The following is a 15402-nucleotide window of genomic DNA, read 5'->3' on the forward strand; positions in this document are numbered from 1 at the left end:
CCACCGAGTCCACCGACACCTGTCGCTGATCGCCGGACGCCAGGTCCTTCACGCCGACGACGCCCTCGGCGATGTCCCGCTCCCCCATGACCAGGGCGATCTTCGCGCCGGACCGGTCCGCCGCCTTCATCGCGCCCTTCACCCCGCGGCCGCCGTACGCCATGTCGACACGGATGCCTGCCGCGCGCAGCTTCGCGGCGAGGACCACCATCGACGCCTTCGCCTCGTCGCCGAGAGGCACCCCGAAGACCTCGCACCGCGCGGGTGTCGAGGCGGCCTTGCCCTCGGCCTCGAGCGCGAGGATGGTGCGGTCGACGCCGAGGCCGAACCCGATACCGGACAGCGGCTGCCCACCGAGCTGCGCCATCAGTCCGTCGTAGCGTCCACCGCCACCGATGCCGGACTGCGCGCCGAGACCGTCGTGCACGAACTCGAACGTCGTCTTCGTGTAGTAGTCCAGGCCGCGGACCATCCGCGGGTTCACGGTGTACGGGACGCCGAGTGCGTCCAGGTGCGCGAGCACCTCGTCGAAGTGCCCCTTCGCCTCCTCCGACAGGTGGTCGAGCATGAGGGGTGCGCCTGCCGTCATCTCCTTGATGTGCGGGCGCTTGTCGTCGAGCACGCGCAGCGGGTTGATCTCCGCGCGCCGACGGGTGTCCTCGTCGAGGTCGAGCCCGAACAGGAACTGCTGCAGGAGCTCGCGGTACTGCGGACGGCAGGTGTCGTCACCGAGCGAGGTGATCTCCAGCCGGAACCCGTCCAGGCCGAGGCCCCGGAAACCGGCGTCCGCGATCGCGATGACCTCGGCGTCGAGTGCCGGGTCGTCCACGCCGATCGCCTCGACACCGACCTGCTGGAGCTGACGGTAGCGGCCGGCCTGCGGGCGCTCGTAGCGGAAGAACGGACCCGAGTAGCTCAGCTTCACCGGCAGCTGCCCGCGGTCGAGGCCGTGCTCGATCACTGCGCGCATCACGCCTGCGGTGCCCTCGGGACGCAGCGTCACCGACCGGTCCCCCCGGTCCGCGAAGGTGTACATCTCCTTGCTGACCACGTCGGTGGACTCACCGACGCCGCGAGCGAACAGTCCGGTGTCCTCGAAGATCGGCAGCTCGATGTGCCCGTACCCGGCGAGGCGCGCCGCGCGGGTCAGACCGTCACGAACCGCGACGAACTCGGCCGACGCGGGCGGAACGTAGTCGGGGACGCCCTTGGGCGCGGAGAAGGTGGTGTTGGTGGACTTGCTCACGGCTCTACTTTTCCCTACTGCGCGTCGGACAGTCCAACCAGGAACGGGTTCGACACCCGCTCCTGACCGATCGACGTCGCCCCGCCGTGCCCCGGGAGCACCGCGGTGGAGTCGTCGAGGACCAGCAGTTTGGCCGCGATCGACTCGAGCAGCCGCTCGTGGTTGCCACCCGGCAGGTCGCTCCGGCCGATCGACCCGGCGAACAGGGTGTCCCCGGTCAACGCGATCGGCACCGGACCCTGGTCCGTGTCCGCGGTGGTCCGCAGGACGACCGAGCCCTGCGTGTGCCCGGGCGTGTGGTCGACCGTGACGGTGATGCCCGCCAGATCCAGAACGTCGCCGTCGGCGAGCTCGATCACCTCGGACGGCTCCCGGAACTCGGCGTCACCGATCATCGCGGACAGCGCCGCGCCGGTCCCTCGCAGCGGGTCCGACAGCATGTAGCGGTCCTCGGGGTGGATGTAGGCGGGGATGCCGAACTTCTCGCACACCGGCTCCACCGACCACGTGTGGTCCAGGTGACCGTGGGTGAGCAGCACCGCGACCGGCGTCAGCGACTGCTTGCCGAGGAACTCGATCAGCGGCTCCGCCGCGTTCTGGCCGGGGTCCACGACGAGGCACTCGCTCGCGCCGTCCTGCGCGAGGATGTAGCAGTTCGTCTGGAAGGCGCCGGCCGGGAATCCGGTGACGAGCACGTCGATCGCTCCTACGTTCGGGGGTGTGGTGGTCCCTGCACAGCCTATGTCCACGCCTGCGCGCCGCCTCGGTTGCACTGTGGTGCGCTTGTTTCACAGGTTCGGGTGGCACACTCGGTCACCGAGAATTCGGCGCCGGGATCCCGGCGCCGGCGTGTGAGGGCACCGAACCGGAGGTAAGCAGCAGTGCCAAGCAATGAGCAGCGTCGCCAGACCGCGCAACGCAAACTGGAACGGCAGCTCGAACGTCGCGCCGAGCGTGACCGCAAGCGCAAGCAGATGACGATCGGCGCCTCCGTCCTCGGCGTGGTCCTGGTGATTGCCGCGGGTGCCGTGGTGTACGGCCTGACCCGGTCCGACGACAGCTCCGACGCCACCGCCGCGGAGACCACGCCCACGCAGGAGCAGGCGGCGGCCGCGATGCCCGCCGGTCGCGCGGAGGCACTGCCCGCGACGGTCGACTGCAGCTACGTTCCCGACGGTCAGGCACCGGCGAAGCCTGCGAACACGCCGAACGGAACCGCCGTGTCCGCCGAGGGCGTCGCCGAGGTCACGCTCGCGACGTCGCAGGGCACGATCGGCCTGAGCCTCGACCGTGCCGAGTCGCCGTGCACCGTCAACTCCTTCGTCTCGCTGGCCCAGCAGGGCTACTTCGACGACACCCCCTGCCATCGCCTCAGCACGACCGGGCTGATGATCCTGCAGTGCGGCGACCCGACCGGTCAGGGCACCGGCGGTCCCGGCTACGGCTTCGACAACGAGTTCCCGACGGATCAGTACGACGAGGCGGATCCGGCGGCGAGTGAGGCCGTGACCTATCCGCGGGGCACGATCGCGATGGCGAACACGGGTATGCCGGGTACCAACGGCAGCCAGTTCTTCCTGGTCTACGACGATTCGCCGCTGCCGCCGCAGTACACCGTGTTCGGCACCATCTCCGAGGACGGACTCGCGACGATCGAGAAGGTCGCCGAGGGCGGCGACGACGGCTCGATGTCCGCCGGCGGCGGTGCACCGAACACCCCGATCCAGATCCAGACGGCTACGGTGGCGGCATGACGCGTACCACCTTGTTCCGTGCGATGGCCGCCGCTGCGGGCGTCGGCCTCGCCCTGACTGCGACCGCCTGCTCGTCCGACGACGACTCCTCGACCGACTCGGCCACGTGGACGTCGTCCGCCGCAAGTGCGACACAGCAGCAGAAGCTGGACACCTCGGGCTACGCCGCCCTGCCTGCCGTTCCCGCCGCCGCCGGTCCGACGGTGAGCTGCGACTACCCGTCGACGCCTCGGCAGGCGGCGAAGCCGGTGAACGCACCCTCGACCACCGACGTGTCCACCGAGGGCGTCGCCGAGGTCACCCTCGCCACGACCCAGGGCACGATCGGACTGACCCTGGATCGCGCCGAGGCGCCGTGCACGGTGAACTCGTTCGTCTCGCTCACCGAGCAGGGTTATTTCGACGACACAGACTGCCACCGCATCGTCACCAGCCCCGGCCTGCAGGTGCTGCAGTGTGGCGACCCGACCGCACAGGGCACGGGCGGCCCCGGGTACCAGTTCGCCAACGAGTACCCGACGACCGTGTACGCGGCGAACGACCCGGCGGCACAGCAGGGCATGGTCTACCCGCGCGGCACCGTGGCGATGGCGAACTCCGGCCCGGGCGGTACGAACGGCAGCCAGTTCTTCCTCGTCTACGAGGACTCGATCCTGCCTCCGCAGTACACGGTGTTCGGCACCATCTCAGACGAGGGGCTCGCGACGATCGAGAAGGTCGCCGCCGCCGGTGACGACGGCTCGATGTCCGCGGGCGGCGGAAAGCCGAACATGCCGATCACGATCGAGACCGCGTCGGTCGCCTGACACTCCGCGGCACCGCCCACGGCCGCCGAGCTACCTCCTTCGGTAGCTCGGCGGCCGTTTTGCCAGGAAGGCCGCGGTTGCCTCACCGCGGTCCTCGGTCAACGCGGTGAAGACCTGCTGCCGGTTCTCGAACTCCACCGACGCGTCGAACGACGCGGTCTCGAGCGCGATCCACATGCCCTGCTTGGTGAGTTCGACCGACAGCGGCGGGTTGAGCATGATCTCCCGGGCCTTCGCGAGCGCGACGGTGAGCAGATCCCCGGGTTCCACGACGTCGGTGACCAGACCGATCCGCAGCGCCTCCGCGGCGTCGAAGCGGCGACCGGTGAGCATCAACTCGTGGGCCCGGCCGGCACCGACGATGCGTGGCAGCAACCAGGACACCCCGATGTCGCAGGCGGAGAACCCGGCCCGGATGAACGACACGGCGAACACCGCCGGGGTTGCCGCGATGCGGATGTCGCTCGCGCACACGAAGGCCAGTCCCCCACCCGCCGCCGGGCCGTTGACAGCCGCGACGACGGGCTGGGGCAGTTCGTGCAGTTGCTGCGCGATTCCGGCGATCTCTCGCTGACGGCTCAGCGTCCGCGCGAGATCACCCTCCTCCGCGATCCTGTCCTCGTCCCCGTAACCGGTGAGGTCGAGACCCGCGCTGAAGGCGCGGCCGGCGCCGGTCAGGACGACCACCCGGCAGGCACGATCCTGTGCGATGCCGGTGAGGGCGTCGCGCAGTGCGGCCACGGTGTCGGCCGTGAGGGCGTTGAGCGCCTCGGGCCGATTCAGCGTGATCTGCGTGACGCCCTGCTCGGGTGCGGAGACGAGGACGGCACTCACTTCGAGACCGGCTGCGAGTAGCGGTCGCGCAGCAACCTCTTGTACAGCTTTCCGGTCGCGTGCCGCGGCAACTCTGTTTCGAAGTCGATCCGCCGGGGACACTTGTACGCGGCGAGCCGCTCGCGGCAGTACGCGAGCAGTTCGTCGGCCAGGGCGTCGTCGGGCTCGATTCCGGCGACCGGCTGCACGACCGCGTGTACGACCTCGCCCAGCTCGTCGTGCGGAATGCCGAACACCGCAGCGTCCGCGACCTTCGGGTGGACGACGAGAACGTCCTCGGCCTCGCGGGGATAGATGTTCACCCCACCTGACAGGATGAGGTCCGCCCGCCGGTCCGAGAGGTAAAGGAAACCGTCCGGGTCGAGGTAGCCGAGATCGCCGACGGTGGTCCAGCCGAGCTCGTTGCGCGACCCGGCCGTCTTCTCCGGGTCGTTCAGGTACTCGAACAGCAGCCCGCCGTCCGACCAGATGGTGCCCGTCTCCCCTGGCGGCAGTTCCCGACCGGCTTCGTCGAGGATGTGCGCGGTACCGAGGATCGACTTGCCGACGGACCCCGGATGCGCGAGCCACTCCGCGGAGTCCAACGCCGTGAACAGGCTGTTCTCGGTGGACGAGTAGTACTCGTGCACGATCGGGCCCAGCCACTCGATCATGGCGCGCTTGGTGTCCTCCGGGCACGGCGCCGCCGCATGGATGACCACCTGCAGGGAGGACAGGTCGTACGCGTTCCGTTGCTGCTCGGTCAGTTTCAGCATCCGGACGAACATCGTCGGCACCATCTGGGTGTGCGTCACCCGGAACCGCTCGACGAGTTCGAGAGCCCGTTCGGCATCGAAGCGTTCCATCACGATCGCGGTGCCGCCGAAGCGGTGCACCGCCATGTTGAAGCGCAGTGGCGCGGCGTGATACAGCGGCGCAGGCGAGAGGTAGACGCTGTCACGGTCGATGCCCCAGTGGCTGTGGAGCAGTCCCGCGACCCCCGGCGGAGTACCCAGTGGGTCGAGCGGCAGGGCCGCCTTCACCCCCTTCGGCCGGCCCGTCGTCCCCGAGGAGTACAGCAGGTCGACACCTTCGCGTTCGTCCACCACGGTGTTCTCGGGAACGGAGGCGGCTGCCTCCGTGAGGTTCTCGAATCCACCGGCGGCCACGCCGGTGGTGAACCGATGCTCGACAGCGGACACCTGCGCGACCGCGTCCGCCGCAGCAGCCTGGTACCGATCGGTCGTGACCAGGGCCCTGGCCCCCGAATCACCCAGGATGTAGGCGATCTCGTCGGGGAGCAGGCGCGTCGAGAGGGTGACGTACCGAAGCCCGCTGCGCTGCGCCGCCCACGCGACCTTCGGGAAGTCGGCGTTGTTCTCCATCAGCACCGCGACGCAGTCGCCGTGCCGCAGTCCACGGCTCCACAACAGCCGGGAGATCGACCGCGAGTCGTCCACGAGTTCGCGATACGTGACGACGGTTCCACTGTCGGCCATCACGTAGGCCGGACGGTCGGGCTCCGCCTCGGCGTGGGTGTCGGGGAAGTCGATCATGCCTGTCCTGCCTCGGTGGTCTCGGGATTCGGGTAGCGGCGCACGATGGTGAGCAGGCAGAGGAGCCCCAGAACACCCGCGACCGCGATGAGTGCGCCGACCTTCCACGCGTTGTCCGGATCGCCGCCGATCAGGATCACCATCACCATCGGAGCGAAACCGCCGATGATGGCGGAGATCTGGTAACCGAGCGATGCACCGGAGAACCGCACCTCCGGCGGGAACAGCTCGGAGAAGAGGGTGCCCTGGGTTCCGGTCTGGAACGACATCGCGACCACGCCGACGATCACTGCAATTGCGAACGGCCACACCGAATCCGGACCGGACCCACCGATGAGCAGCCACATCGGCACACCCCACAGCGTCATCGCGGCCGTGCCGAGCCCGAAGATCAGCTTGCGTCCGTACCGGTCGGACAGGTGGCCGAACAGCGGCACCAGCGGAATCTGCAACGCGCAGGCGACGAGGATGTAGGTGAGCACCGTCGAGCGCTCGACGTCCAGGTAGGTCGTGACGAACTGAACCGAGCCGGTGATCATCGTGTAGAAGAAGATGATGCCGATCGCATTCGAGCCGGCCGCGAGGAGCACCGTGCCGGGGTTCTTGCGCAGCACCTCGACGATCGGGGACTTCTTCACCGCCGGCGCTGCGTCGAGCTTCTCCGCGATCTTCTTGAACTCCGGGGTCTCCTCCAGGTACCGGTGAATGGCGAACGCCACCGGCAGCATCACGAGACTGATCCAGAACGGGATGCGCCAGCCCCAGCTCAGGAAGTCGTCCTGCGCGAGGGTCGAGGTGATGACCAGGAACACGACGTTGCCGAGGACGACACCGATCGGGACACCCAACTGGGCGAAACTGCCGAAGAACCCGCGCCTGTTCGCGGGCGCGTTCTCCGTGGCGAGCAGGACGGCACCACCCCACTGCGCGCCGACGGCCAGACCCTGGCAGATGCGCAACGTCACGAGGATCATCGGTGCGAGCCAGACGATCTCGGTGTTCGGCACGAAACCGATCAGCGACGTGGCGACGGCCATCAGGACCACCGCGGCGACGAGCACCGGCTTGCGGCCGACCTTGTCGCCGAAATGCCCGGCGAGGACACCGCCGATCGGGCGTGCGATGAATCCGACCGCGACCGTCGCGAACGAGTTGACAGCCGCGACGACCTCGTTGCCCGTGGCGAAGAAGGTCGAGTTGAACACCAGTGCCGCGGCGGTGGAGTAGATGAAGAAGTCGTACCACTCCAGCGAGGTGGAGATCGCCGCAGCGACCGCGGCGCGGCCGGCCTTGGGTGGTGCGTCGGTGGTCGTCGTGCCGGTCGGTGGCGTCACGTCCACGGTGTCGGAACTCATGCGATGTCTCGATTCACTCGGGGGAAGGTCGGTCGGGTGGTCCTGGGAGGTGGTCATCCTCGAACCTCGGAAAGGACCGGTGTCGCGGCGAATTCGGCGCGAGCCAGGGAGCGGCGGTGCACCTGGTCCGGCCCGTCGGCGATCTGCAGGAAGCGGGCCTGCGAGTACAGCATCGCCAGCGGGGTGTCCTGGGACAGACCGGCGCCACCGAAGATCTGGATGGCGTCGTCGACGATCTTCTTCACGGTCAGCGGGACGAGAACCTTCGCGGCGGCGATGTCGTGGCGGGCCGCCTTCGCACCCTCGACGTCCATTCGCCAGGCGGCACGCAGGACGGTGAGGCGGGCCGCGTCGACGGCGATCCGGGCATCGGCAACGGTCGCCTGGACGACGCCCTCGTCGGCCAGTGGCTTACCGAACGCGACGCGGGTGCGGGCCCGCTCGGTCATCAGCGCGATCGCCCGCTCCGCCATCCCGATCAGCCGCATGCAGTGATGAATCCGCCCCGGACCGAGGCGGGCCTGCGCGACCGCGAAGCCCTTGCCTCGGGGCCCGAGCAGGTTCGCCTTCGGCACCCGCACACCGTTGTAGACGATCTCGCCGTGACCGCCCTCGTGGCGGTCGTCGAACCCGAGGACCGACGTGGACCGGACGATCTCGACGCCGGGGGTGTCCATCGGCACCAGCACGATCGAGTGCCGCGACCCGACCGGCGCATCCGGATCGGTCACACCCATCACCATCGCGACCCGGTTGTCGTCGCGCAGTGCGGCGGTCGACCACCACTTCCGGCCGGTCAGGACCCATTCGTCGCTCTCGTCGGCGATCTCGAGCCGGATGTTGTTGGCGTCGGAGCTCGCAACATCGGGTTCGGTCATGGAAAAGCAGGACCGGATCTCGCCGTCGAGCAGCGGGACCAGCCACTCCTGCTTCTGTTCCGGGGTGCCGTACAGGTGCAGCAGCTCCATGTTGCCGGTGTCCGGCGGATTGCAGTTCACCGCCTCCGGCGCGATCGCCGGGCTCCACCCCGTCAGCTCCGCGAGCGGCGCGTACTCCAGGTTGGTCAGTCCCGCGCCTTCACGGGCCGGCAGGAAGAGGTTCCACAGACCCTGCCGCTTCGCGGCCGCCTTGAGGTCCGCCATGATCGGCGGCGCGCCCCACCAGTCGGGCTTGGCGGCCAGTTGCTCGGCGGCGATCGCCTCCGCGGGAAGCACCCGATCCTGCATGAACGCAGTCAGGCGGGACTGCAGGTCCCGCACCTTCGGGCTGTACTCGAAATCCATTGTCTTCTGGTCCTCTTCGAAGTGGTGTCAGTGATGACGCAGTGCGGCGACCGACGAGCGGGAGGCCTGGTCGAGGGCGCGTGCCAGCAGGGTCGAGGTCATGTCGGCGACCCCGTCGAATCCGTCGCCGACGGTCTCGCCGTTCGCGTGCCGAGCCGCGATGCCCGCCATGATCACCGCCATCTTGAAGTCGGCGAACACGACGTACCAGTCGACGTCGGGCAGGTCGATCCCCCGTGTGGCGGCATAGCGTTCGACCATCTCGTCGCGGCTCGGGAAACCCTCGAGCGCCGCCAGACCACGGGTGATCGGGTTGGGAGTCTCTCCCGGAACGTCCCAGAATCCGAGCAGGATCCCGAGATCCGCGAGGGTGTCGCCGAGGGTCGCCATCTCCCAGTCCAGAAGGGAGACGATCCGGCCCCGGTCCGCAGGATCGACGAGCACGTTGTCGAGTTTGACGTCACCGTGCACGATTCCCGGAAACCGACTGTCCGGCAAGCTGTTACGGAGACGACCGAGGAGTTCGTCGACCTCCGGGCGGTGCACGGTCCGCGACGCCTCCCACTGGCGCTGCCACCGGCGCAGTTGCCGTTCGAGGTAGCCGTCCGCGCGGCCGAACTCCGCCAGCCCAACCGCTTCCGAATCGACGGCGTGCAACGCGGCGAGGGTGTCGGCGAAGTCGAACCCGAGCCGGCGCCGCTCGGCGGAGGTGAGTGCCTCGGCCTGCTCGGGGGTACCGACGGCGATGCCGTCGACCAGTTCCATCAGGTAGAACGTCGCGCCGAGCACCTCGACGTCCTCACACAGATGCACCACGTGCGGCACCGGAACGGCAGTGCCACCGAGAGCCTCGATCACCGTGAACTCACGCACCATGTCGTGCGCGCTCGGCAGCACGTGACCGTAGGGCGGACGCCGCAGCACCCAGGACCGCGCGCCGTCGGTCAGGCGGTACGTGGGATTCGAGCGGCCACCACCGATCAGCGTCGCCGTCAGGGGTCCCACGACACCACCGTCGATCACGCCACGGAGGTGGGCGTCGAGCGCAGGCAGGTCGAGAACGCTCCGCGTCTCGAGCGGGGATGTGGTCACGGGAGATACCCTTCGTCACTCTCAGCCAAACGATCGTTCGGCTGACGCAATGGTGACCTAGCGCACGTTAAGTGTCAATACGTCCGAGCTATCTCCCCCTGAACTGCGGGTATGAAACGCCAATCGGCGGTGCACGATGCACCGCCGATCGTTCGTTCGCCTCGAAGCCCGGTCCGCCGGGCGCGCCTGTCAGCCGGCGTTCTGCACCATCGCAAGTGCGAGGTCCGCATACCGTTGCGCGAGTTCGTCCGGGGTCAGCGGGCCGTCGGAACGCCACCACGTGCACACCGACTGCCCCATGTTGATGATCGCGCGGGCGGCATCGCGCGGCAGCGGCGTCGCGAAGGCGCCCACCTCGACGCCGCGGTCGATGACGTCGCGGAAGATGCTCTCCTGCTCGTCCCGCAATGCGACGACGAGTCGCCTGCCGTCGTGGTCGAGACTGCGAATTTCACTGGCGCCCACCAGCGCATCGGCCTGCCTCGTGGTGTGAAACAGGATCCAGGCCCGCACCACCGACTGCAGTTGCCCGGCAGGCGTACCGGAGGACCGCACGAGGGCGCCGCGCGTCATCGCGATGGCGTCGTGCAGGGCGCGCGCCATGATGTCCTGCAGGATCTCCTGCTTGCTCCCGAAATGGTGATAGATCGACGCGACGGTGATGTCGGCGTCCCGCGCGATGTCACGCATCGACGTTCCGTGATATCCCCGCTCGGTCATGTTCCGGACCGCCGAGTCCAGGATGACCTGCCGACCCACCGTCCCCTTCACAGCACACATGGCCGTCACCCTACCGAACGACTGTTCGGCGTGGGTGACGGCCGGGATCAACGCTGCAGGTCAGGCAGCACTCGTCGTGCGGTACACGTCGTAAACACCCTCGACGTTGCGGACCACGTTCAGGACATGACCAAGATGTTTCGGGTCGCCCATCTCGAAGGTGAACCTGCTGATCGCCACCCGGTCACCCGAGGTGGTGACCGACGCGGAGAGGATGTTCACCTTCTCGTCGGCGAGCGCCTTCGTCACATCCGACAGCAGCCGGTGCCGGTCGAGTGCCTCGATCTGGATCGCGACCAGGAACACCGACGACGCGGACGGCGCCCACTGCACCTCGATGATCCGCTCTTCCTGCTCCCGAAGAGACTTCGCGTTCGTGCAGTCCGTGCGGTGCACGCTCACCGCGCCGCCGCGGGTCACGAATCCCATGATCTCGTCACCCGGAACGGGCGTGCAGCACTTCGCCAGCTTCGCCACGGTTCCCTCGGCGCCCGGAACCAGGACGCCCGCGTCGGTCCCCCGGCGCGGCCGCATCGGCATCGTCGACGGCGTGGACCGCTCGGCCAGCTCCTCTTCCACCGCGCCGACGCCGCCGAGCTGTGCCACGAGTCGCTGCACCACGTGCTGTGCGGAGACGTTGTGCTCCCCGACCGCTGTGTACAGCGCCGACACGTCCGCATAGTGCAGCTCGTGGGCGATCGCCGACATCGACTCGGCGCTGAGCAGCCGCTGCAGCGGCAGTCCCCCGCGCCGGACCTCCTTGGCGATGGCCTCCTTGCCCGCTTCGAGAGCCTCCTCGCGGCGCTCCTTCGCGAACCACTGCCTGATCTTCGCCTTCGCGCGGGGCGAGACGACGAAAGTCTGCCAGTCCCGGCTCGGACCGGCGTTGACCGCCTTGGAGGTGAACACCTCCACGACCTCGCCGTTCTCGAGTTTCCGTTCCAGCGCCACGAGCCGGCCGTTGACCCGGGCACCGATACACCGGTGGCCGACCTCGGTGTGCACGGCGTACGCGAAGTCCACCGGCGTCGACCCCGCGGGCAGCGTGATGACGTCGCCCTTCGGGGTGAAGACGAAGATCTCCTTGACCGCCAGGTCGTAACGGAGCGATTCGAGGAACTCGCCCGGGTCCGCCGCCTCCCGCTGCCAGTCGAGCAGCTGGCGCATCCACGCCATGTCGTCGACCTCGGCGGTGTCGGATCCGTGCTTGCCCTTCGTCTCCTTGTACCGCCAGTGCGCGGCGATGCCGAACTCCGCGGTGCGGTGCATGTCACGGGTGCGGATCTGCACTTCCAGCGGCTTGCCCTCCGGCCCGATCACCGTGGTGTGCAGCGACTGGTACACGCCGTAGCGGGGCTGCGCGATGTAGTCCTTGAAGCGTCCGGCCATCGGCTGCCACAGGGAGTGCACCACACCGACCGCGGCGTAACAGTCGCGGATCTCGTCGCACAGGATCCGCACACCGACCAGGTCGTGGATGTCGTCGAAGTCGCGCCCCTTGACGATCATCTTCTGATAGATCGACCAGTAGTGCTTCGGCCTGCCCTCCACCGTGGCGCTGATCCGCGACGCCGTCAGGGTCGCGTTGATCTCGGCCCGCACCTTGGCAAGGTAGGTGTCGCGCGACGGCGCCCGGTCCGCGACGAGGCGCACGATCTCCTCGTACTTCTTCGGATGCAGGATCGCGAAGGCAAGGTCCTCGAGTTCCCACTTGACCGTCGCCATGCCGAGCCGATGCGCAAGCGGCGCAATCACTTCCAGCGTCTCACGGGCCTTGCGCGCCTGCTTCTCCGGCGGCAGGAACCGCATGGTGCGCATGTTGTGCAGACGATCCGCGACCTTGATCACCAGCACCCGGGGATCCCGGGCCATCGCGATGATCATCTTGCGGATGGTCTCCGCCTCGGCGGCATGACCGAGGACGACCTTGTCGAGCTTCGTCACACCGTCGACGAGGTGCGCGACCTCCTCACCGAACTCCTCGGTGAGCTGGTCGAGCGAGTACCCGGTGTCCTCGACGGTGTCGTGCAGCAACGCCGCAATCAGGGTGGTGGTGTCCATGCCGAGTTCGGCGAGGATCGTCGCCACCGCGAGCGGGTGGGTGATGTACGGGTCGCCGGACTTGCGCTTCTGGTCGGCGTGGCGTTCCTCGGCGACGTCGTAGGCGCGCTGGAGCGTCGCCAGATTCGCCTTCGGGTACAGCTCCCGGTGGATCGCGACGAGCGGTTCGAGGACCGGGCGGATCGCGGCGTTGCGCTGAGCGGTGATCCGGCGTGCCAAGCGGGCCCGCACCCGCCGCGACGCCGACGTCGGTACCGCCGCGTCGTTCGGAGTCGCCCCGCCGGACCCGGACTTGTCGAGGTTCTGCGTCATATCCGTTCACCTCCCACCGAGTCGTACCGTCGGGCACGAAGGAGTACCCGCCCCAACCTTAGTACTCAGATCTTGAGCAGCGACGTCAGCGGGCGGTCGGGCAGCCGGCCACGCCCACCGAGCGCCTCGAGCTCCAGGACCACGGCGATGGAGACGACCTCCGCGCCCGCCGCCTCCAGCAGCTCGACGGTCGCACCCAGGGTGCCACCGGTGGCGAGCACGTCGTCGATGACGAGCACCCGCCGTCCGGTCAGGTCGATCCCGTCGGCGGGAATCTCCAGCGTGGCGCAGCCGTACTCGAGCGAGTACGAGCACGAATGGACCGGCGGCGGGAGCTTGCCCGCCTTGCGCACCGCGAGGACGCCCGCCCGCATCGCACGGGCCACACCCGCGCCGAGCAGGAAGCCGCGCGCGTCGATCCCCGCGATCAGATCGGCGTCGCGGCCGACCGCGACGAGCGCGTCGGTGACGTCCGCGAACGCCGCGGCGTCCGCGAACACGGGGGTCAGGTCGGCGAACCGCACCCCGGGCTGCGGGAAGTCGTCGGCCCACCGGATCAGGCGGGCGACGTCGTCCGACGCCAGGGCGAGCGCGCCACCTACGTCGCGGGGCGATTCGGTGCTCACCGGAGAAGTATCCACCTGTCCATGTTCCACCCCGCACCCGCGATCGTGTAATTCGGCACCGCCGCGTGCATGCCGTTCGCGATCGACGTGGCGCGCGGCGCCGCGAACAGCGGAATCGTCGGCATCTCCGACCACAGGATGTTCTCGGCCTCGGTGGTCAGGTTCAGCCTGCTGCCATCGGAGGTGTCGACCGCGAGCTGGTCGGCGATCTCGGTCACGCGCCGGTTCGAGTAGCCGCCCAGGTTCGTGCCGTTCCCGGACGCCAGCGCGTAGGCGGGGGTGACCACGGAGTCCACGCCTGCGGCGCCCTGCGCTCCGGCGGTACCGGCGAGCACGGCGTCGACGGCGCCCCCGGCCAGCACCCCCGGCGTCCAGTCCTCGGCTCCCGCGTCCTCGACCGTGATTCCGGCGGGTTCGCACGCCGCGGCGATCGCGGCGACGATCTCGGCCCGACGTGCGTTCGGTGCGAGGTAGCCGACCCGAACCGTGATCGAGTCCTGACCTGACGCGGACAGGGCGCTGCGGGCGGCATCGACGTCCGGCTCGCGGTAGCGACCGTTCGCAACTCCCGCCGCCGTCGGATAGATCAGCATGTCCTGCTGGGCGAGCCGGGAGTCGAGCACCCCCGAACCCATACCGGACGCGCGGTCGAAACCGGGATGCCCGTAGTCCTCGAACAGTTGCTGCCGGGGAATGCAGGACGCGAAGGCTCGCCGCGCATCCGCCGCCGCGAAGACACCACCGGTCGCGAGGACGAGCTGTTCGCTGCTTCGGCTCGGCTCGGTCACCGTGTCGTAGCCGTCGCCGGGCGACAGTCCGTCGATCGCCCCGGCACCCACGTCGACGACGTCGAGATCACCGGAGTCGAGATGCGCGGGGAGGTCGGAGTTCTTGGGCCACACCACGATCCGATCCGTGCCGGGCTTGTTCCCCCACCACCGTTCGTTCGCGACGAGGACCACCTCGCCGCTCTCCCCGACCGAGTCGAGGCGGTACGGGCCCGCGGACGGGAACAACGCCGGGTCCGCCTCACCCGGAACAAGGTTCCAGCCGTTGTTCCAGAACTCCGCGAGCCGGCCGACGGCGTCAGGATCACCCGACGAAACGGCGCCGACGACGTCGGGGACATTCGCGACCCGACCCGCCACGTGCGCGGGCATGAGCGCCGTGGCGCCGAACAGTGCGGGCCATTCGGCGTACGCCCGGCCCGGCTTGAACACGACCGTCGCATCCTTCGAACCGGGTTGGCAGTCGACCCGGTCGATGTCCGCGTATCCGGCCCGGCTCGCCGCCCAGAACTGCCCGAACCGGCCACTACCCGCTGCCCATGCCAACACCAGGTCGTCACACGTGACGGGGACACCGTCCGAGTAGACGGCGTCCGGATTCAGCCGGTAGGCGACGGTCAGGGTCTCTCCCGGCACGGTCGCCGCCGTTCCGACGTCACCGTCCGACAGCGCCGTCCCCTCCGGGCCGATGTAGCTCAGTCCCGGCAGCACCCGCACGAACGCCTGCCGGGCTCCGCTGGCGGCGCCGTCGACGGTGTTGGCGTTGTAGCTGGTGACGACGTTGTCGATGGCGTACCCGATCGACGGAACCTGGTCCTCGCTGGAGGAACAGGCCGCGCCGGTCACGATCAGTGCGAGAGTGGCGGCCACCGCCGAGGCGCGCGTGGCGCCGGTGGATCGACGCCGGCCGCCGCCACTCCTGGTCCCCAT

Annotated in this window: 13 protein-coding genes; 2 read left to right on the forward strand and 11 right to left on the reverse strand. The window is 68.9% G+C overall.

Going from position 1 to position 15402, the window contains the following annotated elements:
* A partial coding sequence (gene hisS, locus ACFSJG_RS17190; RefSeq protein WP_378486464.1) for a histidine--tRNA ligase occupies positions 1–1246 on the reverse strand: 1246 nt, incomplete at its 3' end.
* A gap of 14 nt (positions 1247–1260) precedes the next feature.
* Positions 1261–1941, reverse strand: coding sequence for an MBL fold metallo-hydrolase (locus ACFSJG_RS17195; protein WP_378486465.1), 681 nt, complete (start codon positions 1939–1941; stop codon positions 1261–1263).
* Positions 1942–2127: 186 nt separating this feature from the next.
* On the opposite strand from ACFSJG_RS17195, the gene ACFSJG_RS17200 reads away from it, so the two are divergent.
* Together ACFSJG_RS17200 and ACFSJG_RS17205 are read left to right on the forward strand one after the other, a co-directional pair.
* Positions 2128–3000: a peptidylprolyl isomerase gene (locus tag ACFSJG_RS17200; protein WP_378486466.1), complete on the forward strand. Its 873-nt coding sequence runs from the start codon at positions 2128–2130 to the stop codon at positions 2998–3000.
* Entirely contained in the window at positions 2997–3806 is an 810-nt protein-coding gene (locus tag ACFSJG_RS17205) for a peptidylprolyl isomerase (protein ID WP_378486467.1), read from the forward strand. The genes ACFSJG_RS17200 and ACFSJG_RS17205 overlap by 4 nt, the downstream gene beginning before the upstream one ends.
* Before the next feature lie 30 nt (positions 3807–3836).
* Here the strand turns inward: ACFSJG_RS17205 and ACFSJG_RS17210 are convergent, their stop codons facing one another.
* From ACFSJG_RS17210 to ACFSJG_RS17250, 9 genes are all read right to left on the reverse strand, one after another.
* On the reverse strand, positions 3837–4640 hold the full coding sequence (locus ACFSJG_RS17210; RefSeq protein ID WP_378486468.1) for an enoyl-CoA hydratase/isomerase family protein: 804 nt from the start codon (positions 4638–4640) through the stop codon (positions 3837–3839).
* Positions 4637–6175 carry an AMP-binding protein gene (locus ACFSJG_RS17215; protein ID WP_378486469.1) on the reverse strand — a complete coding sequence of 513 codons (1539 nt, stop codon included), beginning with the start codon at positions 6173–6175 and terminating at the stop codon, positions 4637–4639. Before ACFSJG_RS17215 ends, ACFSJG_RS17210 begins: the two co-directional genes overlap by 4 nt.
* Positions 6172–7530, reverse strand: coding sequence for an MFS transporter (locus tag ACFSJG_RS17220; protein ID WP_378486470.1), 1359 nt, complete (start codon positions 7528–7530; stop codon positions 6172–6174). Before ACFSJG_RS17220 ends, ACFSJG_RS17215 begins: the two co-directional genes overlap by 4 nt.
* A 53-nt stretch (positions 7531–7583) precedes the next feature.
* The gene (locus ACFSJG_RS17225; RefSeq protein ID WP_378486471.1) at positions 7584–8813 is read right to left on the reverse strand and encodes an acyl-CoA dehydrogenase family protein; all 1230 of its coding nucleotides are present in this window, start codon (positions 8811–8813) and stop codon (positions 7584–7586) included.
* A 27-nt stretch (positions 8814–8840) separates the two neighbouring features.
* Positions 8841–9905 carry a phosphotransferase family protein gene (locus ACFSJG_RS17230; protein WP_378486472.1) on the reverse strand — a complete coding sequence of 355 codons (1065 nt, stop codon included), beginning with the start codon at positions 9903–9905 and terminating at the stop codon, positions 8841–8843.
* A 189-nt stretch (positions 9906–10094) separates the two neighbouring features.
* A complete protein-coding gene (locus ACFSJG_RS17235; RefSeq protein WP_378486473.1) occupies positions 10095–10685 on the reverse strand; it encodes a TetR/AcrR family transcriptional regulator in 591 nt (196 codons plus the stop codon).
* A gap of 60 nt (positions 10686–10745) precedes the next feature.
* A complete protein-coding gene (locus tag ACFSJG_RS17240) occupies positions 10746–13058 on the reverse strand; it encodes a RelA/SpoT family protein (RefSeq protein WP_378486474.1) in 2313 nt (770 codons plus the stop codon).
* Positions 13059–13123: 65 nt separating this feature from the next.
* On the reverse strand, positions 13124–13684 hold the full coding sequence (locus tag ACFSJG_RS17245; RefSeq protein ID WP_378486475.1) for an adenine phosphoribosyltransferase: 561 nt from the start codon (positions 13682–13684) through the stop codon (positions 13124–13126).
* Positions 13681–15402: an ABC transporter substrate-binding protein gene (locus ACFSJG_RS17250; protein WP_378486476.1), complete on the reverse strand. Its 1722-nt coding sequence runs from the start codon at positions 15400–15402 to the stop codon at positions 13681–13683. Before ACFSJG_RS17250 ends, ACFSJG_RS17245 begins: the two co-directional genes overlap by 4 nt.

Source organism: Rhodococcus gannanensis (genome assembly GCF_042681175.1).
GTDB lineage: Bacteria > Actinomycetota > Actinomycetes > Mycobacteriales > Mycobacteriaceae > Rhodococcus_G > Rhodococcus_G gannanensis.